At 64.7% G+C, this 22,042-nt stretch carries 30 protein-coding genes and 1 riboswitch; of the genes, 8 read left to right on the top strand and 22 right to left on the bottom strand.

What is annotated here, in order from left to right; genetic code table 11:
• Nucleotides 1–78: 78 nt before the first annotated feature.
• Nucleotides 79–432: a hypothetical protein gene (locus YU9_RS0109735; RefSeq protein ID WP_027572644.1), complete on the bottom strand. Its 354-nt coding sequence runs from the start codon at nucleotides 430–432 to the stop codon at nucleotides 79–81.
• Nucleotides 433–594: 162 nt separating this feature from the next.
• Complete coding sequence (locus YU9_RS0109730) at nucleotides 595–1,671, bottom strand: alpha/beta fold hydrolase (RefSeq protein WP_027572643.1); 1,077 nt, start codon at nucleotides 1,669–1,671, stop codon at nucleotides 595–597.
• A gap of 126 nt (nucleotides 1,672–1,797) precedes the next feature.
• On the opposite strand from YU9_RS0109730, the gene YU9_RS0109725 reads away from it, so the two are divergent.
• Nucleotides 1,798–2,067 carry a DUF2277 domain-containing protein gene (locus tag YU9_RS0109725; protein WP_027572642.1) on the top strand — a complete coding sequence of 90 codons (270 nt, stop codon included), beginning with the start codon at nucleotides 1,798–1,800 and terminating at the stop codon, nucleotides 2,065–2,067.
• Between the two features lie 94 nt (nucleotides 2,068–2,161).
• Nucleotides 2,162–2,377 carry a hypothetical protein gene (locus YU9_RS0109720; RefSeq protein WP_027572641.1) on the top strand — a complete coding sequence of 72 codons (216 nt, stop codon included), beginning with the start codon at nucleotides 2,162–2,164 and terminating at the stop codon, nucleotides 2,375–2,377.
• A gap of 9 nt (nucleotides 2,378–2,386) precedes the next feature.
• Here the strand turns inward: YU9_RS0109720 and YU9_RS41215 are convergent, their stop codons facing one another.
• The 3 genes from YU9_RS41215 to YU9_RS0109705 form a co-directional block, all read right to left on the bottom strand.
• Nucleotides 2,387–2,896 carry a collagen-like protein gene (locus YU9_RS41215; RefSeq protein WP_036017203.1) on the bottom strand — a complete coding sequence of 170 codons (510 nt, stop codon included), beginning with the start codon at nucleotides 2,894–2,896 and terminating at the stop codon, nucleotides 2,387–2,389.
• A 121-nt stretch (nucleotides 2,897–3,017) separates the two neighbouring features.
• Nucleotides 3,018–3,266, bottom strand: coding sequence for a helix-turn-helix domain-containing protein (locus tag YU9_RS0109710; protein ID WP_027572640.1), 249 nt, complete (start codon nucleotides 3,264–3,266; stop codon nucleotides 3,018–3,020).
• A 402-nt stretch (nucleotides 3,267–3,668) separates the two neighbouring features.
• The gene (locus YU9_RS0109705) at nucleotides 3,669–4,436 is read right to left on the bottom strand and encodes an SDR family NAD(P)-dependent oxidoreductase (RefSeq protein WP_027572639.1); all 768 of its coding nucleotides are present in this window, start codon (nucleotides 4,434–4,436) and stop codon (nucleotides 3,669–3,671) included.
• Between the two features lie 111 nt (nucleotides 4,437–4,547).
• Here YU9_RS0109705 and YU9_RS0109700 point away from each other — a divergent pair, with 111 nt between their 5' ends.
• Complete coding sequence (locus tag YU9_RS0109700) at nucleotides 4,548–5,033, top strand: molecular chaperone DnaJ (RefSeq protein WP_027572638.1); 486 nt, start codon at nucleotides 4,548–4,550, stop codon at nucleotides 5,031–5,033.
• Nucleotides 5,034–5,123: 90 nt separating this feature from the next.
• Here YU9_RS0109700 and YU9_RS0109695 read toward each other — a convergent pair whose 3' ends face one another.
• The 3 genes from YU9_RS0109695 to YU9_RS0109685 all read right to left on the bottom strand — a co-directional run bounded on the left by YU9_RS0109695 (nucleotide 5,124) and on the right by YU9_RS0109685 (nucleotide 6,405).
• Nucleotides 5,124–5,375: a hypothetical protein gene (locus YU9_RS0109695; RefSeq protein WP_027572637.1), complete on the bottom strand. Its 252-nt coding sequence runs from the start codon at nucleotides 5,373–5,375 to the stop codon at nucleotides 5,124–5,126.
• 241 nt (nucleotides 5,376–5,616) lie between these two features.
• The gene (locus YU9_RS48920; RefSeq protein ID WP_027572636.1) at nucleotides 5,617–5,877 is read right to left on the bottom strand and encodes a hypothetical protein; all 261 of its coding nucleotides are present in this window, start codon (nucleotides 5,875–5,877) and stop codon (nucleotides 5,617–5,619) included.
• 144 nt (nucleotides 5,878–6,021) lie between these two features.
• Nucleotides 6,022–6,405 carry a RidA family protein gene (locus YU9_RS0109685; protein ID WP_027572635.1) on the bottom strand — a complete coding sequence of 128 codons (384 nt, stop codon included), beginning with the start codon at nucleotides 6,403–6,405 and terminating at the stop codon, nucleotides 6,022–6,024.
• A gap of 581 nt (nucleotides 6,406–6,986) precedes the next feature.
• Here YU9_RS0109685 and YU9_RS0109680 point away from each other — a divergent pair.
• Nucleotides 6,987–7,421 carry a hypothetical protein gene (locus YU9_RS0109680; protein ID WP_027572634.1) on the top strand — a complete coding sequence of 145 codons (435 nt, stop codon included), beginning with the start codon at nucleotides 6,987–6,989 and terminating at the stop codon, nucleotides 7,419–7,421.
• A gap of 90 nt (nucleotides 7,422–7,511) precedes the next feature.
• Here YU9_RS0109680 and YU9_RS0109675 read toward each other — a convergent pair whose 3' ends face one another.
• The 4 genes from YU9_RS0109675 to YU9_RS0109660 all read right to left on the bottom strand — a co-directional run bounded on the left by YU9_RS0109675 (nucleotide 7,512) and on the right by YU9_RS0109660 (nucleotide 10,099).
• Nucleotides 7,512–8,204, bottom strand: coding sequence for a glutathione S-transferase family protein (locus YU9_RS0109675; protein ID WP_027572633.1), 693 nt, complete (start codon nucleotides 8,202–8,204; stop codon nucleotides 7,512–7,514).
• 11 nt (nucleotides 8,205–8,215) lie between these two features.
• Nucleotides 8,216–8,608 carry a hypothetical protein gene (locus tag YU9_RS0109670; protein ID WP_027572632.1) on the bottom strand — a complete coding sequence of 131 codons (393 nt, stop codon included), beginning with the start codon at nucleotides 8,606–8,608 and terminating at the stop codon, nucleotides 8,216–8,218.
• 87 nt (nucleotides 8,609–8,695) lie between these two features.
• Nucleotides 8,696–9,346: a glutathione S-transferase family protein gene (locus YU9_RS0109665; RefSeq protein ID WP_027572631.1), complete on the bottom strand. Its 651-nt coding sequence runs from the start codon at nucleotides 9,344–9,346 to the stop codon at nucleotides 8,696–8,698.
• A 234-nt stretch (nucleotides 9,347–9,580) separates the two neighbouring features.
• Nucleotides 9,581–10,099 carry a uracil-DNA glycosylase family protein gene (locus YU9_RS0109660; RefSeq protein ID WP_027572630.1) on the bottom strand — a complete coding sequence of 173 codons (519 nt, stop codon included), beginning with the start codon at nucleotides 10,097–10,099 and terminating at the stop codon, nucleotides 9,581–9,583.
• Nucleotides 10,100–10,196: 97 nt separating this feature from the next.
• Between YU9_RS0109660 and YU9_RS0109655 the strand changes: the two genes are divergently transcribed.
• Nucleotides 10,197–10,682 (top strand): DUF4262 domain-containing protein, encoded by a 486-nt coding sequence (locus YU9_RS0109655; protein WP_198028221.1) that lies wholly within the window; start codon nucleotides 10,197–10,199, stop codon nucleotides 10,680–10,682.
• A gap of 92 nt (nucleotides 10,683–10,774) precedes the next feature.
• Here the strand turns inward: YU9_RS0109655 and thiC are convergent, their stop codons facing one another.
• The 6 genes from thiC to YU9_RS0109625 all read right to left on the bottom strand — a co-directional run bounded on the left by thiC (nucleotide 10,775) and on the right by YU9_RS0109625 (nucleotide 16,461).
• On the bottom strand, nucleotides 10,775–12,673 hold the full coding sequence (thiC, locus tag YU9_RS0109650; RefSeq protein ID WP_027572628.1) for a phosphomethylpyrimidine synthase ThiC: 1,899 nt from the start codon (nucleotides 12,671–12,673) through the stop codon (nucleotides 10,775–10,777).
• Nucleotides 12,674–12,853: 180 nt separating this feature from the next.
• Nucleotides 12,854–13,462 carry a thiamine phosphate synthase gene (locus tag YU9_RS0109645; RefSeq protein ID WP_027572627.1) on the bottom strand — a complete coding sequence of 203 codons (609 nt, stop codon included), beginning with the start codon at nucleotides 13,460–13,462 and terminating at the stop codon, nucleotides 12,854–12,856.
• On the bottom strand, nucleotides 13,449–14,231 hold the full coding sequence (locus tag YU9_RS0109640; protein WP_027572626.1) for a thiazole synthase: 783 nt from the start codon (nucleotides 14,229–14,231) through the stop codon (nucleotides 13,449–13,451). Before YU9_RS0109640 ends, YU9_RS0109645 begins: the two co-directional genes overlap by 14 nt.
• Before the next feature lie 175 nt (nucleotides 14,232–14,406).
• The gene (gene thiS / locus YU9_RS0109635; protein WP_027572625.1) at nucleotides 14,407–14,604 is read right to left on the bottom strand and encodes a sulfur carrier protein ThiS; all 198 of its coding nucleotides are present in this window, start codon (nucleotides 14,602–14,604) and stop codon (nucleotides 14,407–14,409) included.
• Nucleotides 14,595–15,605, bottom strand: coding sequence for an FAD-dependent oxidoreductase (locus tag YU9_RS0109630; protein WP_027572624.1), 1,011 nt, complete (start codon nucleotides 15,603–15,605; stop codon nucleotides 14,595–14,597). Before YU9_RS0109630 ends, thiS begins: the two co-directional genes overlap by 10 nt.
• A riboswitch (TPP riboswitch) is annotated at nucleotides 15,593–15,721 on the bottom strand. (Overlaps the previous gene by 13 nt.)
• 191 nt (nucleotides 15,722–15,912) lie before the next feature.
• On the bottom strand, nucleotides 15,913–16,461 hold the full coding sequence (locus tag YU9_RS0109625) for a lytic transglycosylase domain-containing protein (protein WP_027572623.1): 549 nt from the start codon (nucleotides 16,459–16,461) through the stop codon (nucleotides 15,913–15,915).
• Nucleotides 16,462–16,694: 233 nt separating this feature from the next.
• On the opposite strand from YU9_RS0109625, the gene YU9_RS0109620 reads away from it, so the two are divergent.
• Nucleotides 16,695–16,910: a hypothetical protein gene (locus tag YU9_RS0109620; protein WP_027572622.1), complete on the top strand. Its 216-nt coding sequence runs from the start codon at nucleotides 16,695–16,697 to the stop codon at nucleotides 16,908–16,910.
• Between the two features lie 8 nt (nucleotides 16,911–16,918).
• On the opposite strand, the gene YU9_RS41210 is transcribed toward YU9_RS0109620, so the two are convergent.
• Nucleotides 16,919–17,314 (bottom strand): ATP-binding protein, encoded by a 396-nt coding sequence (locus YU9_RS41210; RefSeq protein WP_371259132.1) that lies wholly within the window; start codon nucleotides 17,312–17,314, stop codon nucleotides 16,919–16,921.
• A gap of 5 nt (nucleotides 17,315–17,319) precedes the next feature.
• On the opposite strand from YU9_RS41210, the gene YU9_RS51025 reads away from it, so the two are divergent.
• Together YU9_RS51025 and YU9_RS0109605 are read left to right on the top strand one after the other, a co-directional pair.
• Nucleotides 17,320–17,712 carry a hypothetical protein gene (locus YU9_RS51025; RefSeq protein ID WP_027572620.1) on the top strand — a complete coding sequence of 131 codons (393 nt, stop codon included), beginning with the start codon at nucleotides 17,320–17,322 and terminating at the stop codon, nucleotides 17,710–17,712.
• A gap of 317 nt (nucleotides 17,713–18,029) precedes the next feature.
• Nucleotides 18,030–18,548 carry a PRC-barrel domain-containing protein gene (locus YU9_RS0109605; protein ID WP_036017201.1) on the top strand — a complete coding sequence of 173 codons (519 nt, stop codon included), beginning with the start codon at nucleotides 18,030–18,032 and terminating at the stop codon, nucleotides 18,546–18,548.
• Nucleotides 18,549–18,642: 94 nt separating this feature from the next.
• Here the strand turns inward: YU9_RS0109605 and YU9_RS0109600 are convergent, their stop codons facing one another.
• From YU9_RS0109600 to YU9_RS0109590, 3 genes are all read right to left on the bottom strand, one after another.
• Nucleotides 18,643–19,473, bottom strand: coding sequence for an ABC transporter permease (locus tag YU9_RS0109600; RefSeq protein WP_027572618.1), 831 nt, complete (start codon nucleotides 19,471–19,473; stop codon nucleotides 18,643–18,645).
• Nucleotides 19,470–20,732, bottom strand: a complete 1,263-nt coding sequence (locus YU9_RS0109595) for an ABC transporter permease (protein ID WP_027572617.1) — start codon at nucleotides 20,730–20,732, stop codon at nucleotides 19,470–19,472. Before YU9_RS0109595 ends, YU9_RS0109600 begins: the two co-directional genes overlap by 4 nt.
• A gap of 247 nt (nucleotides 20,733–20,979) precedes the next feature.
• Complete coding sequence (locus YU9_RS0109590) at nucleotides 20,980–22,029, bottom strand: ABC transporter substrate-binding protein (protein WP_027572616.1); 1,050 nt, start codon at nucleotides 22,027–22,029, stop codon at nucleotides 20,980–20,982.
• Between the last annotated feature and the right edge of the window lie 13 nt (nucleotides 22,030–22,042).

The following is a 22,042-nucleotide window of genomic DNA, read 5'->3' as shown; positions in this document are numbered from 1 at the left end:
AGCCAACGGAATCCATCGTGTTTTGTTGTTTGAGCATGATGGTTCGGAAAACCGCTGCACACTTTTCCGGATCATGCTCTAGACTGCATCCGCCGGCACGAAGCAGCTGATGATGACGGCACCGCGGTGGTGAACGTACCACACCACGGCCTGGCCAACCGGATTGCCGCGATCGCGGATGATGGCGCGCTCAGGCACCTCCATCCATTGTCCCTCGATCGGCACCCAATAGGTGCCGCCGCGCACGTCGTAGTCGGTGCGATGGCCGTCGGAGATGTCGCAGCAGGGCACGCCATTCGGCGCGATCACGCTCTTGAACCAGGCGCGGATATCGGGCGGGACGTGATCATATTGCCCATTGTCGAACGCAAACGCGGCACTCGTCAGCGCCGTCGTCGCAGACAGCCAAGCGCACAGTGCCAGCCTGTGCACGATCCTCCTCGTCGCGTCTTGCCATTCGCGCATGATTCGACCGCGTCGATTCGACTATTGAGACGATTAAGCCTGAGCTGTCAGCGCATTGCATGCTCAAATAATATGCGGCGGCAGAGCGCCGCACATGATGCATTGCGATATGAGCGCCTCTTGGTGATCCTACATCGCTCGCTGCGGCGCGGATTGCAGCAATTGCCTGATAGGCTCGCTGTAGAATTTGGCGTTGCTCGTGGTGCCGTGGCCGCGCGTCTCGGTGCTTGCCGGGATCAGGTACAGGCGCCCGTTCTTGACTCGCTTCATGGCGGCATCTGTGATCCCGGTCTCGGGCGGGTTGCGCTCGTCGTCGGCGGAATTGATCAGCAGCAGCGACGCTTCGATTGCCTCCAGCTTCTCTGAGGCATTGTAGTCGTGCGAGGACTCCCACTGATAGACGAAGTCGTTGGCATCCGCCGCGATCGGCGCCGCTAGCCGGTCGTCGACCATCTTGTCGGCCTTGGCCGCGGTCGGCGTCTGCGATTGATAGGCGAGCGTCCCGCCGATGCTCGCGATGCCGTAGGCGGTGATGGCATATTTCATCATGCGCGGCTGGCTGGTGTAATTGCCGCCATTGTAGTCGGGATCGTTGCGGATGGTGTCGAGCATGATCCGCCGCATCATCCAGTTGCGCGATGCCATCTCGGTCGGCTGCGAGGCCATCGGGATCAGTGCGTCCATCGCCTTCGGATATTTCTCGCCCCACAGCCAGGTGTGCATGCCGCCCATCGAGTTGCCGATGACGAGCCTCAAATGCTTGATGCCGAGGCCTTCCGTCACCAGGCGATATTGCGCCTCGACCATGTCGTCGTAATTGTAATTCGGGAAGCTCGTCTTCAGGCCGTCGGACGGCTTCGACGATCGGCCGTGGCCGATATTGTCGGGAATGATGATATAATATTTGGAGGCGTCGAGCGGCTGCCCTGCGCCGAACAGCTCGCCGGCAAAGGAGGGAGTCAGCATGCTCGCGCCCGAGCCACCTGTTCCGTGCAGCACCAGCACCGGTTGGCCTGAGGGCTCGCCAACAGTGGTGTAGTGCAGCTTCAGTTCCGGCATGGTCTCGCCGGTGTGGAACTTGAAATCTCTGGCGATCCAGTCATCCTGCTTTGGGGGCGGGTAATCGGCGGACAATACCGGTGTGGAGATAGCCAGCGTCGAGAGGGACAGCAGGATGGCAGACAGCGCCGCGCCAGAAGCTCTCATGTTCATTTCCCCCGTGCGGCTCATGGTCGGCGGCCGCGTTGCGGCGGAACTTAACAGAAGTGCAGGGGAAGATGTAGGATTTCGTCGTCGTCGAACGTCCTTGAGGGAAACATCCGGAGACCCTGCATGTGCCGCAACATCAAGACGCTGTTCAACTTCGAGCCGCCGGCGACGGAGGATGAGATTCACGCCAGCGCGCTGCAGTTCGTGCGAAAGCTGTCGGGTTTCAACAAGCCGTCGCAGGTCAACGAGGCGGCGTTCGAGCGTGCGGTGGCCGAGGTCTCTGAGGCCGCACGAAAACTCCTGAAGTCGCTGCATACGCATGCGCCGGCGCGCGACCGTGAAGTTGAGGCGGAAAAGGCGAAGGAGCGCTCGCGGCTCCGCTTCGGTTCGTGAGCTCGAACAACGCGAAGCGTGATCTGGCTCACGGTATCTGCTGCCTCAGCTTGCGATGGTGGCGGCCGGGGTTTTGATCGCCCGGAGCACGACCATGAGCCGCCCCCTTCTTCCTTTGAAAGCAGGTGCCATCGTCTTCACGCTGCTATGGACCGCGTGGATGATGTGGTGGAGCGGCTCGTTCTCGACTGCAAACGTGATCATCCTCGCCCTGTGCGGCGCGGCGGTCGGCTATCTCTGGTATCGCGCCATGCGCTGGCAGTTCGAGCGCATGGGCATGTTGCCGCGGCGCGAGGATCGGCCGAAATAGGCTCGTCTGCTAGCCCTTGGGCTTCTTCTTTTTCTTTTTCTTCTTGCGATCGTCGCCGTCATCGCTCCCGTCATCGACGATTGCCTCGCCGGTCTCCTGGACGGCGGCCTCGAGTGCTTCGCGCTCGGCGACTTCGCGTTCGCGCTGGCGGCGGCGTTCGTCCCAGGCGTCGAAGAGCTGGTCGAGCCACGGCAGCACTTGCTCGATCGACGGCAATTGGCCGGGCGGACCCGGCTCGCCGCGCGGGCCTTGCGGCCCCGCCGGCCCCTGTGGTCCGGCAGCCCCCGGCGCGCCGGCTGCACCGCGTGGGCCGGCCTCGCCCTGCTTGCCTTGCGGACCGGGCTTGCCAGGAGGGCCGGCCTTGCCGATCGGTCCCGGCTTGCCCTGCGGCCCCGGCTTGCCGCGCGCCCCGTCGGGGCCGCGCCGGCCCGGATGACCCTGCGGCCCCGGCCGTCCCGGCTCGCCTTGCCGCCCGCGCGGGCCCTGAGGTCCCTGCCGTCGTCCCTGATCGTCTGCCACGCCACTGCTCCCTTCACCGAAGCAAGCTACTTAGCGGCGTTTGACGACAGCAGCAATTCTGCCCGCGTGAGATCGGTCAACCTCAATCGGCACGCCGTCGCGGGCGGACTGATGTTACGCGCTAGTCTTGATAGGCAGGCACGTCGATGCCGGAGGCGGCATAGAGCCTGATCTTGTTGCGCAGCGTGCGCACCGACAGGCCGAGAACACGCGAGGCGCGCGTGCGGTTGCCGTCGCAGCGCGCCAGCGTCTGGAGCACGAGCTCACGCTCGACCTCGTCGACGGTGGCGCCGATCAGAAGCGGAACGATCTGGTTTGGAGCAAGGAATTGTGCGTCCGGTTCGGACGCAGCGACATGAACAGTGGTCATCAACACACCTCCCGACCAACGCCCGCTCCCATCGTTGGAAGCGGATCGAGAACCAACGACCCCCAAGCCGTACATCTACGGTGGTCGGGTTTGGTTAATGAAGGGTTAACCGGGGGCGATCGCACCAATTGACCTCAGGAATGCCGCGAAGCCGCCGCGATTGGTGGGGGATGCATCGTGATGCGGACCTATCTCGCTCCTCAAGCTCGCTGTCATGCCCGCGACCCGGCTACGCCAAGGCTTCGCCGGGGCTAGGGTCTAGGGGCGCCGAAGCTTTAGCGAAGGCGGCAGGCGGGCATCAGTACGCCGAGACTGCGCGGCTAGAATCGAGCTGCCGCGGCGTACTGGATCGTCCGCCTGCGCGGACGATGACATTGAGCTCGTGCTGAGAGCCTCGCCCCCTCACACCGTGCGATACCCGCCATCCACCATCACGATCGTTCCGGTGACATAGGCCGACAGGTCCGATGCGAGGAAGATCGCAGGTCCGACGATATCCTCGGGCTTGCCGGTGCGCGCCAGCGGGGTGTGATCGACGAAGGCCTGCACCAGCGCAGGATTGGTCGCGCGCACATGGGCGTTGATGTTGGTTTCGATGAAGCCGGGGCCGATCGCGTTGACGCGCACGCCGTCCTTGCCGAGCTCGACCGCGAGCGCCTTGGTGAAGCCGAGCACGCCGTGTTTCGAGGTGGTGTAGGCCGCCGAACTCGGCGTGCGCAGATGCACGAAGGACTGGATCGAGCCGATATTGACGATGCGGCCCTTGCTCGCGCGTAAGGGGCTAAGGAACGCCTGCGTCATGTTGAAGACGCCGTTGAGATTGAGCGAGATGATGTCGTTCCAGTCCTTCGCCACCGTCTCGGTCTCTGCGGTGAAGGCGTTGCGGCGGGTGATGCCGGCATTATTGACGAGGATCGAGACCTGTCCGATCTTGCCCGCGACCTGCTTGGCCAGGGCAAAGCAATCCTCGCGCCGGGTCACGTCGAGCGGAAAGCTCTCGGCCTTGCCGCCTGCTTGCCGGATCTCCTGCGCGGCCTCCGCCACCGTGTCGGCGTTGACGTCGAGCAGCACGACCTGCGCGCCCTCGCGCGCATAACCGGCGGCGATCGCCCGGCCGATGCCGGAGCCGGCACCCGTGACGACGGCGATGTGGTTTGCGAGCAATGCCATGACATATTCCTCCCGATTTCTTTTCGAAGTTTCACGAAAAGCTAACTCGAAATTAAGGGGTCGGAAACGGCGGCCTTGGCATAGTGAGCTTCATTGCTAAACGTTGCGCGCATGATGGAACGGCTCGACTCCTGGAAACTTGCTCTCGAACGCCTGCGGTCGGTGCACGCGCCCGATTGGGCCGAGGCCGGCCGGCTGGTGGCGGAGATCGCGCGGATGAGCAGCGACGTCACGCTGCGCCAGGCCGCCGAGCAGGCGCTTCCGGTGCTGCGCCAGGCCGTGGGCAATGCCGATGACGGCGTGACGCTGGCGGCCCAGCGCCGTGTGGGCGTGGTGCTCGAGGTCGTCCACGATCTCTCCGCCCCGCGCTTCGGCCGCCGCAACGCCATGCCGAAGCAGCTGTCCAGCGAGGATCGCGCCCGCAAGGTGCTCGGCCTGCCGCTCGCCGTGCAGCTCACCTGCGAGGACATCAACCAGGCCTATCGCCGTGCCGCCAAGGGCATGCATCCCGACCAGGGCGGCAGCGCGCAGGCCTTCATCGACCTCGCCACCGCGCGCGACATCCTGATCCATCCCGGCGCGCACAAGGACGCGTGAGGGCGCCCCAGCCCTCGTTCACGCAACACAAAAACAACCGGGCAAGGACGCTCACGTCCTTGCCCGGCTTTTCGTCCGCCGATCGAATTGTTACCAGCTGCAGTGGCCGTTCTTCAGCGCGGAATCCTTCACGGCGAGTGCGTCGAGGAAGGTCGGCACGGTCGCGCTGGCGCGGTGGTAACCAGCCGGCCACGGCGTGGTCGGGATGCTCTCGTCCCAGATCTGGCAGAAGCCGGTGTCCTGCCAGCGGATCAGATGATAGCTGGCTTCGGCAGGGCTAGCTGCGACGAACGCAGTGACGGCAAGACCGGCGGCAGCGCACAGCATGGAAAGACGACGCATGATCAGCTCCTCAAAATGAATGATGTGATGCGCCTCCCGACAATGACGGGAGGGGTGGTGCGGGACGCTTTGGGGGATGCGCCCCGGACAAGATGTGAGTAGCTGCTTGCGCTGATCAGGTTCAAACGGCGTGCGCGGGAATTGGCTGATTTCGGCCGGAGAACGAGCGGTCCTTCCACGAAATGACGAGGGCGGATCGCTCGCGCGACCCGCCCTTCAAACGCGATCTCTCGCCCAGAGCTCAGAGCGTGCAGCGGCGCTCGGCGCGCATCTTGACCTGCAGGTCGGAGGCCTGCTGGAAGGACGGGAGCGGCTTGCTGACGACCTTGTAGGTCGACACCCCAATCTGGAACGGCTTGTACTGCAGGTCCTCGTTCCAGACCTGGCAGATGCCGGTGTTGTCCCAGCGGATCACGTAATAGCCGACCTTCGCGGATGCGGGCACGGCGAATACGGAACTAGCGATTCCGGCAACGGCACAGAGCGCGAGAGCGCGACGCATGAAGTATCTCCTTATCGGGGAAGTGGGATCTGAAAATTCGTGCGGTAAAAGCAGGTCCTTTGCAAGCCGGGGAGCCGCCGTTCACGGACATGTCAGCTGCTCCCTGAGCATTTGGTTTGGCCGCGTGCCCGACAAGCCACACGCTCACCTCGCCAGTGACGCGACCGCCTCGATCTCGATCAGCATCTTCGGATCGGGCAGCGCGTGCACCACGCAAGTCGTCCGCGCCGGGTAGGGCGGCGGGCCGAAGGCGCCGGCATAGAGCGCGTTCATGGCGGCGACATCCGAGGCGCGGGTCAGGAGCACGTTGACCTTGACGAGATCATGCATGCCGGCGCCGGCCTCGCCCAGCACCCGCTTGATGTTGACGACGACGTTGGCGAACTGCGCCTCGAAGCCGTCAGGCAGCGCGCCATTGGCATCGAAGCCGGGAATGCCGGAGACGAACAGGAGGTCACCGACGCGCGTCGCAAAGGACAGCGGCGGCGCCTTGACGTGCGGCGGGGGCGCGAAATGCTGGATCGGCATGGGGTCACCTCAAGTGAAAGGCTGAGGCCCATGAGCGTAGCGGCAGGACCGGCGCGCTCAAAACAAAAAATGCGAAAACAACCCCATGCACAGTAGCGATCATGCAGAGATCATGAGGCTTTTTAGAATTCGGGAAGAAAGAAATATCCGCTTGCTCCGTCGGGTAAAACAGGGGCAGAATGGCATCCTGAAGGTGGTCCGTGCTGTGGCCCCAACTCCGCCGTCATGCCCCGGCTTGCCGCCTTCGCCCACCCTGCGACTAAAGGGCGGGCTGCCGACTCAAATTCCGCTGTCATGCCCCGGCTCGCCGTCTTCGCTGAAGCTTCGCCGGCCGAGCGCGCTTGTAGGCCCGGCGTAGCCTAGCGGAGCCGGGACCGGGGCATCCAGTACGCCGCGGCTTCTCGGCTTAATCATAACCGTCTCGGCGTACTGGATCGCCCGGTTAAACCGGGCGATGACAGTTGAATGTCTTGCTGCATCTCGCGCCTCACGTCCACCCATCATGTTGCCGCCGCGATCGATCGGGTAGATTCGCTGCGTCTGATTCGATTCCCTTAAAAAACAGCCGCTCGGAGACACCCATGAAGATCGCATCAACCTTCCGCGCCGCGTGCGTCGCCATCGCCGCGCTGGCCGGCCTCTCGACTGCGGCGCAGGCCGACAGCGGCTTCGTGACGCTGACGATCTACAAGGCCGGCTGGATCATCGGCGGCTCGGGCGGAAGCGGCGTGCTCAACTTCCGTGGCCGCACCTATGGCCTCTCCACCGGCGGCCTCGACTACGGCCTCGTGTTCGGCGGCTCCAAGACCGTGCTGCGCGGCCGCGTCTCCAACATCAACCGCCCCTCCGACGTTGCCGGGGTCTACGGTGCCGCCGGTGCCGGCCTTGCGGTCGGCGCCGGCGCCCGCGCCATCGTGCTCACCAACCAGAAGGGCGCGGTGCTGGAGCTGTCGGGCACGCAGGTCGGGTTGATGGCGAATGCCGATCTCAGTGGGCTTGCGATCACGATGCGGTAGGAGGACGCTTCCCCTCAACGCGTAGCCCGCATGAGCGACAGCGACATGCGGGTCAACTCTAGTCCCGGATGTCGCGTTCGCTCATCCGGGCTACGATCCGACCGCCGCATGCATCCGCTCGCAATGCGCGACGAGGTTTGCGCGCGTATCGACGAAGGCCTTCAGCGGCGTCGGGATCGGAAAGAAATAAATGTTGGCGATGAAGCCGTAGATGCCGGCATCGATGCTCGTGGGCGCGGAGCCATGCACGAAGCTCGCGGCCGGCACGATCTCCGTCAGCACCTGTAAGTCGGCGAGCCCCCGCGCATAGGCCTGCTCGGGCGTGTAGCGGCCGATGCCCTGGAAATGATAGCGCTGCGCGTTATATGCCTTCGCCTTCTCGAACCCCTCCGCATCGATCTGCGGATGCTGCGCGATGAAGGCGTCGCGGAACGCCGGATAAAAGCGCTCGTCCTTCCAGCGTGAATACGACATCACCCAGTAGAGGTCGTCTAGCATGCGCGTGACGAGATGGTCGGTGCGGCGCTGCTCCGGTGACAAGCCGGCGCCGATCGTGAGGCGACAGCTCGCGATTGCATGCGCGATGATGGTCTCGCTGTCGCCGATCGTCTCGCCGTCGTCGACGATGTAAGGCAGCTGCCCGCGCGGCGCAGCGGAGGCATCGAAGACATGCTCATGCACGAACGGCACGCCCGCGAGCTTGAGAAAGGCATAAACCTTGAGACCGTAGCCGTTGTTGTCGGCGACGCCGAAGAGTTCTGGGTAGGAGTAGAGGGTCAGCATCGTTGTGCCCCTTAGCGGGTTGGCTCCTTGGCGCGCGTTTCGGTCGTAACCGCCTGCGCAGGCTTACTGGCGCGGATCATCAGGAACGATCCGGAATCGCCCGTCACGCGCCAGCGCCCGTCGATTTCGGTCGAGTCGGCGTTCACCGTGCCCTCATAGGTGACACGGTCGTAGCCGAAGCCGGGCGGGTCGTAGCGCTTGACGAACGAGACCGCGCTACCGGAGCGATGACCCGCAATCCAGGAATTGTGCGTGCTCAACGGGCAGCCCGGCATCATGCATGGCTCGGTCACGCTCCCGCCGAGCGCGCCCCCGGTCTCGACCAAGGTCGCCGTGAACGTGATCATTCCGACGCCCGGCTGGATGTAGCTGCCGTCCCAGACGCCGGTCAGACTGTCGCTCATTGCGGTGGTTTCCTGGGCTGAGGAGGCCCCTTGGGGGCGTCCACCTCAGTCGTATCGCCGCACTCACGGGCTTGCAACCGTCGCGGGCTACGGACGCGATGCAGCCTTAAACACCGCCAGCTGCGCATCGAACGCGCGCTTGAAGGCTGGCCGCGATTCGCCGCGGACGACATAGGCGGCGATCTCGGGATATTCGTCCAGCAGGCCCGATGTGTTGAGCCGGCGCAGCACCGTCACCATCATGAGATCGCCGGCGTTGAACGCGCCGTCGAGCCAGTCGGCTTTGCCGAGGCGGCGGGACAATTCGCCGAGCCTGGCACGGACGCGATCCTGCAGCATGGGCAGGCGCTCCGCGTACCAGCTCTTGTCGCGCTCGAACAGCATCGCCATTGCGAGCTCGACGATCGGCGGCTCCACCGTGCTCAGCGCAGCGAACATCCAGGCGATCGCGCGGGCTCGCGCATTCGCATCCTTCGGCAGCAAGCCATCATGGCGCTCGGCGATGTGGAGCACGATCGCGCCGGACTCGAACAGGGCGAGATCGCCGTCCTCATAGGTCGGAATCTGCCCGAACGGATTCAGCGCAAGATGCGGCGGCTGCTTCATTGCGGCGAACGAGAGGAGGCGAACGTCGTAGGGCTGCCCGACCTCCTCGAACGCCCAGCGGACGCGCATGTCGCGCGCATGCCCTTTGCCGCGGTCGGGGGAGGATTCGAAGGCGGTGATGGTGGGAGGCATGTGGGGCTCCGGGGTGATCGTTTCCAGAGGACGAATGACGGATGCGGTTTTCCGACAGACTGTGTGCGAAATATCGGTGATGGCGTGCCCCGGACGCAGTGCAGCGCGCCGCCATTTGCGGCGCGATGCGCTGCAGAGCCGGGGCCCATGACGAACGCGCTGGAGCTTCTGAGTCCCGGGTCTGCGCTGCGCTTGCCCGGGACACGAGAGCAGATGCAATCCGGCAGTAGCCGTTCAGCGTACGCGACCAATCCACGTTGCCAGCTCGCGCCACGGCTCCAGCGTCCAATGCCCGGACGCAGCACCCGACGGCGAGGGCAGTACGAATGTCTCCGGCCAGCTTTCATCCGACGGCTGCCGCCCCAGCGCAATCACAACTGACGGCCTGCCGTAAAACAAGCTCGCCGCCTTCTTGCTCGTGAACGCGATCGTCCGTGGCCGGTACTTCTCGATCTTCGCCCTGAAGCCGGGCACGTCGATCGTCTCCGCCGCGATCTGGTGGTCCATCCCGGCGCCCGTCTTGGAGAGATCGGTGAAGCCGATCCCGAGCGCGATCAGCGATGCGAACTCGCCCGGCTGATAGCACCGCGGCGTGATCCCGGCCTCATGGATCGCGCGCCAGAAGCGGTTGCCGGGATGGGCGTAGTAGTGCCCGAGCTCGGCCGAGCGCGTCGAGGCGGCGGTGCCGACGAAGACGAGGCGGAGGTTGGGACGGAGGAGGTCGGGGAGGCGGTGGAAGGCAGTGTTCGACACGTCGATCATCCGGGCTACGATTGCCATTCATCCTACATGCTGTTGCTGTACGATGGGTCGAACTGAATGCCACGCCACCAGGTTCGTCGAGGTGAAGATGCAAGAGAAGTTCGAGTGGCCCGAGCCCGAGCATGAAGTCGACAAGATCATCTTGCGTAACGTCCGCAATCACGGCTGCCATATCGTCGGCATTCCCGATGCCGACCCGCCGTTCGCATTTTCAATTGGGTTGTTCGTGAATTATGGCCACCCCGAGCTTATCATCTTCGGCCAGCGCCCGGAGAACGCGCAGGCCATCATCAACCTAGTTCGCGATCGCGTGGCGGATGGTCACAAGTTTGTCGACGGCGATATCTCCGGCGAGTTTCTGGAGAACGATTATAAGCTCGGCTTCTGGCAAGTGCCGTTCAAGGATTACCCCGAATATCTCGGCACGGCGATCTGGTTTTACTCCAAGTCCCGCCTTGCATTCCCCTGCCTCCAGGTCATCTGGCAGGACGTCAATCGGCGTTTCCCGTGGGAAGCGGGATGCTCGCTTGCTGTCAAACAGGATCAGCCGTTGTTGAAGAAGACAGTCTCTTGAAGCGACGTTTCGAAAAAAGCCGGGCTATCTACCCGGCCTTTCATTTTCGGATGGATGCCCGGGTCAAGCCCGGGCATGACGAGAGGGGCGTCTCACAGCACCCGATTACTCTCCTTCACCTTCTCCGCATCCAGATAAACGCTGCTCCCCATCTCCTTGAACTTCGCGCTCATCCTGGCCATGCCGTCCTCGGCCGTGCCTTGCATCGACATGCCCACGCTGTTCGGATCGTTCAGCGTCGCTGCATAATCCCGCACGTCCTGCGTAATCTTCATCGAGCAGAATTTTGGGCCGCACATCGAGCAGAAATGGGCGACCTTGTGGGCTTCCTTCGGCAGGGTCTCGTCGTGGAAGCTCTTGGCGGTGTCCGGATCGAGGCCCAGGTTGAACTGGTCGGTCCAGCGGAATTCGAACCGGGCGCGGGAGAGGGCGTCGTCGCGCAGTTGGGCTGCGGGGTGGCCCTTGGCGAGGTCGGCGGCGTGGGCGGCGATCTTGTAGGTGATGACGCCGGTCTTGACGTCGTTACGATCAGGCAGGCCGAGATGCTCCTTCGGCGTGACGTAGCAGAGCATGGCGCAGCCGAACCAGCCGATCATGGCAGCGCCGATGCCTGAGGTGATGTGGTCATAGCCCGGCGCGATGTCGGTGGTCAGAGGCCCGAGCGTGTAGAACGGCGCTTCGCCGCACTCCTTGAGCTGCTTGTCCATGTTGATCTTGATCTTGTGCATCGGCACGTGGCCGGGGCCCTCGATCATGACCTGGCAGCCCTTGTCCCACGCGATCTTCGTGAGCTCGCCGAGCGTCTCGAGCTCGGCGAACTGCGCGCGGTCGTTGGCGTCCGCGATCGAGCCCGGACGCAGGCCGTCGCCGAGCGAGAACGAGACGTCATACTTGCGCATGAGGTCGCAGATCTCGTCGAAATGCGTGTAGAGGAAGCTCTCCTTGTGATGCGCGAGGCACCACTTCGCCATGATCGAGCCGCCGCGTGAGACGATGCCGGTGACGCGGTTGGCGGTGAGGTGGATGTATTGCAGGCGCACGCCGGCGTGGATGGTGAAATAGTCGACGCCCTGCTCGCACTGCTCGATCAAGGTGTCCTTGTAGAGCTCCCAAGTCAGCTTCACGGGATCGCCGTTGCACTTCTCCAGCGCCTGGTAGATCGGCACGGTGCCGATCGGCACCGGCGAGTTGCGCAAGATCCATTCGCGGGTGGTGTGGATGTTGCGGCCCGTTGAGAGGTCCATCACGGTGTCGGCGCCCCAGCGGATCGCCCACACCATCTTCTCGACCTCTTCCTCGACCGACGAGGTCACCGCCGAGTTGCCGATATTGGCGTTGATCTTGGTGAGGAAGTTGCGGCCGATGATCATCGGCTCGAGCTCGGAGTGGTTGATGTTGGAGGGGATGATGGCGCGACCGCGCGCGATCTCGTCGCGCACGAACTCCGGGGTGATGAAGGCGGGCACGGAGGCGCCGAAGCTTTCGCCGTCGGCGAGGGCGACTTCGGCGCGCTCGAGCTGTGCCTTGCGGCCGAGGTTTTCGCGCGCGGCGACGTAGATCATCTCCTTGGTGATGATGCCGGCGCGGGCGAATTCGAGCTGGGTCACCTTGTGGCCGTCGAGGCCGCGTAAGGGCTTGTGATAGGCCGAGAAGGCGCGCGCGGCTTTGTCGGTGGAGACGCTGCCATTGTCCTCCGGCTTGATCTGCCGGCCCTCATATTCCTCGACGCCGCCGCGCTCCAGCACCCATTGCTTGCGGTTGCGGGGCAGGCCGGCATTGACGTCGATGGTGACGCTCGGATCGGTGTAGGGGCCCGAGGTGTCGTAGACCGGCAGGTTGGGCTCGCCGGCGCCTTCGGAGAGGATGATCTCGCGCAAGGGCACGCGCAGGTCGGGCGCGGCGTCCGGCGTCGCGAAGATCTTGCGCGAGGAGGGAAGGGGACCGGTGGTGACGGCGGGCACGGTCTTATCGGGGTTGGAGCGGATGTTCATGGGATTCTCCTTAATTCGCTAGTTTCGCTGCACGAGCGTCGATTACAGCTGTCATCCCCGCGAAAGCGGGGATCCAGTATTCCAGAGACCGTAGTGGGGTACGGAGAAGCCGCGGCGTACTGGATCGCCCGGTCAAGCCGGGCGTTGACAGTGGAGTGTGGGGTGAGAGCGGGACATGCATCATGCAACCTCCGCTGATTGGCCGAGCCATTGCCGCACGCGGGCGTCCGGGTCGGCATTTTGGGTGACGTCGCTGACGACGGCGATGGAATCCGCACCCGCCGCAAAGATCTCCGCGGCGTGCTCGAACTTGATGCCGCCGATCGCGACCAGCGGGATGTTGCCGATGCGCTGCTTCCATTCCGTGATCTTCGGAATGCCCTGCGGTTCGAAGCGCATCGACTTCAAGGTGGTGAAGAAGATCGGGCCGAGCGCGACATAGTCGGGTTTTGCTTTGAGCGCGGTGGCAAGCTCTTCGTCGTCATGGGTGGAGATGCCGAGCGAGAGCCCAGCCTCGCGGATCGCCTTGAGGTCGGCGTCCGCCAGATCCTCCTGGCCGAGATGCAAGTACTTTGCGCCGGCGACGACCGCTGCACGCCAGTAGTCGTTCACCACCAGCTTGGCTTGCGTGCCCTTGGTGATCGCCAGCGCGTCGGTGACGATCTGCAGCGCGTCGGCGTCGTTCAGCTCTTTCGCGCGCAGCTGGATGGTGCCGACGCCAAGCTTGGTCAGGCGCTCGACCCATTTGAGGCTGTCGACGACGGGGTAGAAGCGATCAGGATACGGCATGCCAGAACGGGGTCCCAACGACAGGGGTGGAGGGGGAGGCGAAGTCGCGGGCATTCATCAGCCCGGCCTCGTAAGCGGTGCGGCCGGCATCACAGCCCAAGCGGAATGCATTCGCCATCGCGACGGGATCGGCGGCCTTGGCGATGGCGGTGTTGAGCAGCACGGCGTCATAGCCGAGCTCGAGGGCCTGCGCCGCGTGACTGGGCGCCCCCAGGCCGGCGTCGACCACCAGCGTGATGTCGGGCAGCCGCTCGCGCAAAAGCTTCAGCGCATCGCGGTTGGTGATACCTTTTGCGCTGCCGATCGGCGCGGCCCATGGCATCACCACCTTGCAGCCGGCGTCGACGAGACGGTTGGCAACCGAGAGATCCTCGGTGCAATAGGGGAAGACCTCAAAGCCGTCCTTGATCAGGATAGTGGCGGCTTCGACCAGGCCGACGACATCGGGCTGCAGCGTGTCGTTGTCCGCGATGACTTCGAGCTTGATCCAGCTGGTGCCGAACAATTCGCGTGCGAGCTTTGCCGTCGTCACCGCCTCGCGCACGGTGCGGCAGCCGGCGGTGTTCGGCAGCACGGTGACGTCGAGCTCGCGGATCAGGTTCCAGAACGCATCGCCAGTCTTGCCGCCAGCGGATTCGCGGCGCAGCGACACCGTGACGATGTTGGCGCCGGAGGCACGGATCGCCGCCTGCATGATCGCGGGCGAGGGATAGAGCGCGCTGCCGATCAGCAGGCGGGAGGCGAAGGTTTTGCCGTAGAAGGTCACCATGTGGGAGGTGTCTCCTCAAATGCAGCTGTCATCCCCGCGAAAGCGGGGATCCAGTATTCCAGAGGCCTTGCCGTATTGCGGAGAAGCCGCGGCGTACTGGATCGCCCGGTCAAGCCGGGCGATGACAGCGGAGTGTGTGGCGGGCGTCGGGACAACGAACGAAGAGTCCTCATCCTCAGCCTCCCTGCCGCGGCGTGATGATCTCGATCTCGTCACCGGCCTTCAGCGCGGTCTCGGCCCAGCGGCTCTTCGGCACGACGTCGTAGTTCAGCGCGATGGCGAAATGGGTGCCTGCGTAGTCGAGCTCGGTGAGCAACGCGCCGACGCTGGCCGCGCTCACCTCGCGCTGTTCGCCGTTGACGATCACAAGCACTGCATCACCTCGTTGTCGATCTGGCCGCGCTGGACATAGGCAAGCGTCAGCTCGGCGAGAACAGGTGCAAGCAAGAAGCCGTGGCGGTAGAGCCCGTTGACGCTGATCTTGCTGTCGCGGATGCCGATGCGCGGCAGATTGTCGGGATAGGCGGGACGAAGGCCCGAGCCGAATTCGACGATGCGGGCTTCGCCGAAGGCCGGATGCACCGTATAGGCTGCACCCAAGAGCTCCAGCGCCGAGCGCACGCTGACGCAGGTGTCCTCCGCCTCGATCGAGGTCGCGCCCAGCATGAACAGGCCATCCTCGCGCGGGATCACGTAGAGCGGCCAGCGCGGATGGATCAGCCGCACCGGGCGCGCAAGCTGCACCTCATGGCTCTCGATCAGGATCATCTCGCCCTTGACGCCGCGCAAGTCAGGCTGCTCGTCGCGGGCGCCAAGGCCGCGGCAGTCGATCACGATGCCGTCGAGATCGGTGGCGGTGACGTCACTGGAGAACTTGATGGTGCCGCCGGCGGCGCGGATGCGCTCGTGCAGCTGCGGCAACACGCGGCGCGGCTCGACATGGCCCTCGGCCGGGAAGAACAGCGCGTCGCGGAAGCGGCCCTCCAGCGACGGCTCCAGCTCGGCGAGCCCCGCGGCATCGAGCCGGCGGTGACCCTCGGTCATGCGGGCAAAGCGCTCGAAATCGTTGCGCTCGCGCGGATGGGCGACGACGAGCGAGCCGTTGAAAGGCGTGTCGGGCAGCTCGCGGCGCCAGATGTCCAGGGAGCGAAGCCCCAATCGGCTGATGATGGGTTCTGCGACCTCGGCCTCGCAATAGGGCGCGAGCATGCCGCCGGCCCAATGGCTGGTCGAGTCCGTCATCGCCGCGTCACCGCGCTCGTGCAAGGTCACGGGGTGGCCGGCCTGTGCGAACAGCAGGGCCTGCCAAGCCCCTGCGATTCCTGCGCCGATGATGGATACCGGTGAATCCGGTCGCTTGGTGGTCTGGTACATCCCTGTCCCTTCGCCGGCATGACCCGGATCAGGTTCAAAGGGTCACCGCGGTCCTGGGCCGAATTGCCCATTTAGCGGTATCTCAGCTCCTCCTCGGAGCACCCCTCGGAACGGGTTTAATGTATGCCAGCGGGGCGGGGTGGTCAACGCGTGTTGGCACGGAACTGCACGTGCCCCGGACGCGATGCAGCGCGCCGCTTCTTGGCGGCGTGATGCGTCGCAGAGCCGGGGCCCATTTTTGCGTGGGGCGCTGGGTCCCGGTTCAGCGCCGCGGCGCTTTTGCGCCGCAGCTTGCCCGGGACACGAACTACTTCAAGGCCTGCGCCCGCGCGTTGCGGACGCTCTGCGCCAGCTTCCGGCGCGGCGGCGTGCCAAACATCGGCTGCGGATTGCCGTTCGGCTCGAGCCAGGTCTCGCCCATATTGGTCGCGCCCATATTGGCGACCTGCACGGCCTCCTGCCGCTGCCGCTTTGCAGCGTAGTAATAGCCGCCCGCGAAATAACGCACAGCTCGGGCGTGGTCGCCATTGGCGGCGCGATAGGCGCCGGCGAGGTACTTGACCGCATAAGTGAGGTTGGTGTTGGGCTCGCGCAGGCCGGCGGCATCGCCGGTGTAGCCGACCCCGCGCGCGGTCGCGAGCTTGATCTGCATCAGCCCGATGGTGCCGCCACGGCCGACGAGGTGCGGCTGATAGCGGCTTTCGCGCATGATGACACGATGCACCAGCGCCTCCGGCACGCCATTGGCGCGGGCATGGGCTGCAACCATCTCGGCGTATTCGGCTTCACCGGCGAATGCCGCCTGCGGCAACGTCAATCCGGCCGCGAGCAGCGCGACAATGCGTAAAATTTTCATCAGATATCCCTTAAGTGGCCTGCGCCCACCTGCCGTTACGCAACCCGAACGCGGCGATGATGTGACCAAACGCCGCCGTTAACGTTTTTGCGTTGCCGTGCCGCCGTTACGACTCAAAGCTGGCGTAATCGGGCTTTTCGGGGCGGATGACCCCCGCTCGCGACAGCGCGCCTGTCTATTCGCGGTGGTCCGCGAAAGCGAGTATGCAAGCGCTGCAAATCGGGAGAGGTGCCATGACAAAAGCTAACCTGGTCACTGCACACACCGACGACATCCCCAGAGATAATCCTTGCGCCCAGTGCGGCACGCCGATCGCGCAGCCCGATTGGATCGAGCCGGGTGAGGGACGCGTCTCCTATCTCTGGACCTGCCACGCCTGCAATTATCGCTTCGAGGCGGTGGCGATCTTTCCGCATCGGGCCATCGAGCGCCCGCCGCTCGCGGCGTAGGGAGGCGCTCACGCCGCGAGCCGCGGCGCCTGCGAGACCGGCAATTGCATCCGCGCGATCAAGCCATGCGGCTTGCGATCGTGCAGCGACAGCTCGCCGCCATGGGCGAGCGCGATCGCGCGCGCGATCGACAGGCCGAGCCCGAAGCGGGTGGACTCGTCCATGGTGCGCGCGTCGTCGCCGCGCACGAACGGCTCCAGCATCTCCTGCTTGCGCGCATCCGAAATGCCGGGGCCGTCGTCCTCGACATCGATGACGAGCGTCGTGCCGGATACGTCGAGGCGGATCGTCACCTCGGCGCCGAAGCGCACCGCGTTCTCGACCAGGTTGGTGACGCCGCGATGCAGATCGTCGGGCCGCGCGGCAGTGGTCGCGGACGCCGGGCCCGTCATAATGCACGGCATAGCCCATGTCGCCGAACTGGTCGGCGACGAGCTGGAGCGTGCTGGCGATGTCGACCAGCGTCACCGCCTCGATCTTGCGGTCGTCGCGCAGGAGCGACAGCACCGATTCCAGCATCGCGCGCATCTGGTCGAGATCGATCAGCATGCGCTTGCGGTTGCCCTCGTCCTCGATGAACTCGGCACGCAGGGCGCATTCCGTGCAGGTGCGGACCGTCGCCCGTCTCGACGATCGCAGTGCCGGGCGCCAGCATCTCGATGCCGAGGCTGGGGAAGGCGCGCGCAAGATCGGTGACGAGGCGCGGACGCACGCCGGGCTCGGCCCCGCCGGGCAGCAATGCGGCATCGGTCAATTGATGGGCGCCGTCCGGCGCCGCATCCGGGCGGTCCCGGCCAGCTGATCAGGAAAGGGGTGGTGACGAGATGGAGCGCGACGGTCGACGCCAGCACCGGCGCGGCAATCTGCCCACTGATGGCCCCCGAACGGCTTCATCGTCGGCGCTCGCTCAGCTGCTCGGAGGCGTCGCGACCGCTTCAGTTCTCGGCGTGAACAGATAGCCGCCGGAGCGTGCATCGCAATATGTTCCTAAGTGACGCAGGAACAAGCCCTGTGAATTCTCCGCTCGCGCATTGCGCGACGAAATTGCGGCACGCACGGAACCGCGCGTGATCAGCGCTGTTTTCTCTTCACAAGGTTTTCGTGGAAGGAGAGGACACCATGATGAAATCGATCGTTGCCGGCCTTGCTGGCACAGCACTGCTCGCGACCGCTGCGTTCGCGCAAGCGCCGACCGCCACCACCGACAAGGCGCCGACCGCGGCCACCGCCACGACGACGAGCGCGTCCGACCAGTGGCGAATATCGAAGATGTCGGGCGTGAAGGTCTATAACGAGGCCAACGAGAATATCGGCTCGATCAACGACCTCTTGATGGACAAGAACGGTAACATCAAGATCGCCGTGATCGGCGTCGGCGGCTTCCTCGGCATGGGCGAGCATCTGGTTGCGGTGCCCTACGAGAAGCTGAAGTTCGTCAACGAGCCCGTCGTCTACAGCGGCACAGCGGCCACCAGCCCGCCCGGTCGGCCGGCCACGACGACCGGCGCAGCGACCGGTACCGACAAGACGGCGACGGCCACAACGTCGCCCGCGTCGAAATGGTATCCCGACCACGCCGTGTTCAACGCGAGCAAGGACGAGCTGAAGAACATGCCCGAGTTCAAGTACTCGGAGTAATGCGGCTCGCGTAACTGCCCAAACGAAGCGCGCCCGGTTTTCACTGGGCGCGCTGTCGTGTCCTGTTTCACCTCGCCTGATGCGGCGCTGCCAGTCACGCGCCGCCACCCTTGAGCCGTTCGTTGCGCCGGCGCAAGGCCTCCAGGGTGGCGAGGAGGATGATCGATACCGTCGTCAAGATCACCGCCGCGGCCGTGATGGTCGGGCTGATGTTCTCGCGGATGCCGCTGAACATCTCGCGCGGCAGGGTGCGCTGCTCGGGACCTGCCATGAACAGCACGATGACCACCTCGTCGAAGCTGGTTGCGAAGGCGAACAGCGCGCCTGACGCGAGGCCAGGCAGGATCAGCGGCAGGATCACGCGGCGGAATGCGTAGATTGGCGAGGCGCCGAGCGAGGCGGCGGCGCGTGCCAGATTGGTGTCGAAGCTTTGCAACGTCGCCCCGACCGTGATCACCACGAAGGGTGTCGCCAGCGCGGTGTGGGCCAGGATCAGGCCGACATAACTGCCGGTCAGTCCGATCGGCGCGAAGAAGAAATACAGGCCGACCGCGGTGATGACACCAGGCACGACGACCGGCGACAGCACGAAAGCCAGCACGAGCGGCTTGAACCGGCTCTTCCACTGCGCCAGCCCCAGCGCGGCCAGCGTGCCAAGGACCATCGACAGCAGCGTCGAGGCGATGCCGATGATCATGCTGTTCTTCAGGGAATTCATCCAGCGTGGCGAATTGATGAAGTCGTCGTACCAGCGCAAGGAGAGGCCCGGCAGCGGATAGGTCAGGTACGAGCCCGAGCTGAAGGACAGCGGCATGATCGCAAGGATCGGCGCGATCAGGAAGATGAAAACCAGCGTCGAGACGATGAGCGTCGCGGTCCACGCGATGCGCTGGCTGGGCGTGCGGAGGGAGGAATGATCGCTCAATTCTTCATGCCTCCCGTGACCTGCTGGCCCTGCACCAGCCTGCCGTAGACGAGGGCGAGCAGGAGCGTGGCCAGCAGCAGCACCGCGCCCAGTGCCGAAGCAAGGCCCCAATTGGCCGTCTCGGTCGTGTAGAGCGCGATGAAGTAGCTGATCATCTGGTCGGCGGCGCCGCCGACGAGGGCCGGCGTGATGTAGTAGCCGAGCGCCAGGATGAAGACGAGCAGGCTTCCGGCGCCGATGCCGGGCAGGGTCTGCGGCAGGTAGATCCGCAGGAAAGCGGTGAGAGGTGGCGCACCGAGCGAGGTGGCGGCACGCATGTAAGCGGGCGAGATCGCCTTCATGCTGCTGTAGAGCGGCAGGATCATGAAAGGCAGGAGCACGTGGGTCATCGCCACGCAGACACCGAAGCGGTTGTAGATCAGGCGCAAAGGCGCGTCGATGATGCCAAGCCAGAGCAGGCTGTCGTTCACGACGCCCTTGCTCTGCAACAGCACGATCCAGGCGCAAGTGCGGACCAGAAGCGACGTCCAGAACGGCAGCAGGACGAAGATCATCAGCAGGTTCGACCGCACCGGCGGCAGCGTTGCCAGCAAGTAGGCGACCGGGAAACCGAGAATCAGGCAGAGGATGGTGACGCTGAGGCTGATGACGAAGGTGCGAGTGAAGACCTCGCGGTAAATGGCCTGGTCCGGCGGCGCCGCGACGACCGCGCCGTCCGCGTTCCGTGTCAGGTCGAGCGCCGCCAGCAGGTAGAAGCCGGTCACCGGGCCGCCGGCGTCCTTGATCGTCGTCCAGGTGCTGCGCTCGCGCCAGGCCGGGTTGATCTTGCCCAATGTCTCCTTTGCCGTGCCTGCCTGCGGCATCGCCTTCAGATTGCGCGACGTGCTGGTGAGGATGGTGCGAAAGCCGTTCAGGGCGTAGTTGAGCCGCTTGGCCGCAATCGCAATTGTGCCGGCGGCGCGCGCCGCCTGGATGTCGCTTGCCAGCGCCGCATAAGCCTTCTCGTCCGGCAGGTCCTTGCCGTTCCAGTCGGCGAGAGCCGCGATCGTGTGCGGCAGAACCTGACGCACCTCCCGGTCATCGACCGCGCGCCACAGCATGCCGGTGATGGGCCCGGCGAAGGTGAAGAGCAGGAAGACGAGAAGCGGTGCGACCAGCGCCAATGCCTTGACCTGGCGTGTCCGCTCCGCACGCCGCAACCGGCGCTTGAGCGGCACCTCGGTCGACACATCGGCGCCGGTTGGGGACGTTACCGTCATGGCATAAACCCCGTCGACCAGACATTCCTCACCATTTCAGGTTGGGAACAGCCTGAGCGCGCGCCTCGTCGTTCGAGACGACCGCTTCGCGGTCTCCTCAGGATGAGGCTCATCGACATCGGCGCGTGTGACATGGCCGCCGCGCACTCCGTCCTCATCCTGAGGAGCCCGCCTAAAGCGGGCGTCTCGAAGGATGGCCGCAACGAAGGTGCTTCCAATGCGCGCCGCACGCCGGTGCTGCCGCGCGCTATTTCGCCGCCCATTTGTTGAAGCGCTCCGTGAGGCGGTCGATGTTCTCGAGCCAGAAGCCAACGTTGATCTCGACCGCGTTCTTGATGTTGTCAGGCGCGGTCGGCAGGTCTTTCAGAACGGCTGGCGCGAGCAGAGCGGCTGCGTCCTTGTTGGAAGTGCCGTAGGCAATGTTCTCCGACAGCTTGGACTGGTTCTCCGCCTTGCCGACGAAGTCCAGGAACTTGTAGGCCGCGTCCTTGTTCGGGCTGCCCTTCAGGATCACCCAGCTATCGAGGGTGAACAGCGCGCCGTCCCACACCATGCCGAAGTTCTTCTTCTCGTTCTTGTTCGCGGTGTCGATGCGGCCATTGTAGACCGAGGTCATCGCCACCTCGCCGGAGGCGAGCAATTGCGGCGGCTGGGCGCCGGCCTTCCACCACACGATGTCGCCCTTGATGGTGTCGAGCTTCCTGAACGCGCGGTCGACACCCTCGTCGGTCGCCAGCACCTTGTAGACGTCCTTCGGTGCGACGCCGTCGGCCATGAGCGCGATCTCCAGCGTGGTCTTCGGGCCCTGACGCAGGGCGCGCTTGCCCGGAATCGTCTTGGTGTCGAAGAAGTCGGCCCAGCCTTTCGGGGCCTCCTTCAGCTTGTCCTTGTCGTAGCCGAGAACGAAATCGTAGAGGATGGCGCCGACGCCGCAAGGATTGACCGACGGCGGGATATAGGCGGCCTCGCCGCCGATCTTGGAATAGTCCAGCTTCTCGAACAGGCCTTCCTCGCAGCCGACCGCGAGCTCGTCGCTTTCGACCTGGACGACGTCCCAGGTGGCGGCACCTCCCTGCACCTTGGCGCGCAACACGCCGACGCCGCCGTCCCAGGATTCGTCGTTCATCGCAACGCCGGATGCTTTCTTGAACGGCTCGAAATACACCTTCTTCTGGGCATCCTGGTACGCGCCACCCCATGACACGACGGTGAGGTCACGGGCCTCTGCGGCCGTGGCCAGCGCGGCGCTGGCGCTCAGTGCCGCGGCAAAACCCAGAGCAATCTTGCGCTTCAGCATGGTCTTCGTTCCT

This window comes from Bradyrhizobium sp. WSM1743 (genome assembly GCF_000473065.1).
Lineage (GTDB): Bacteria > Pseudomonadota > Alphaproteobacteria > Rhizobiales > Xanthobacteraceae > Bradyrhizobium.
The sequence above is the reverse complement of the archived record's forward strand: the minus strand, read 5'-3'. Positions and strand labels throughout refer to the sequence as shown.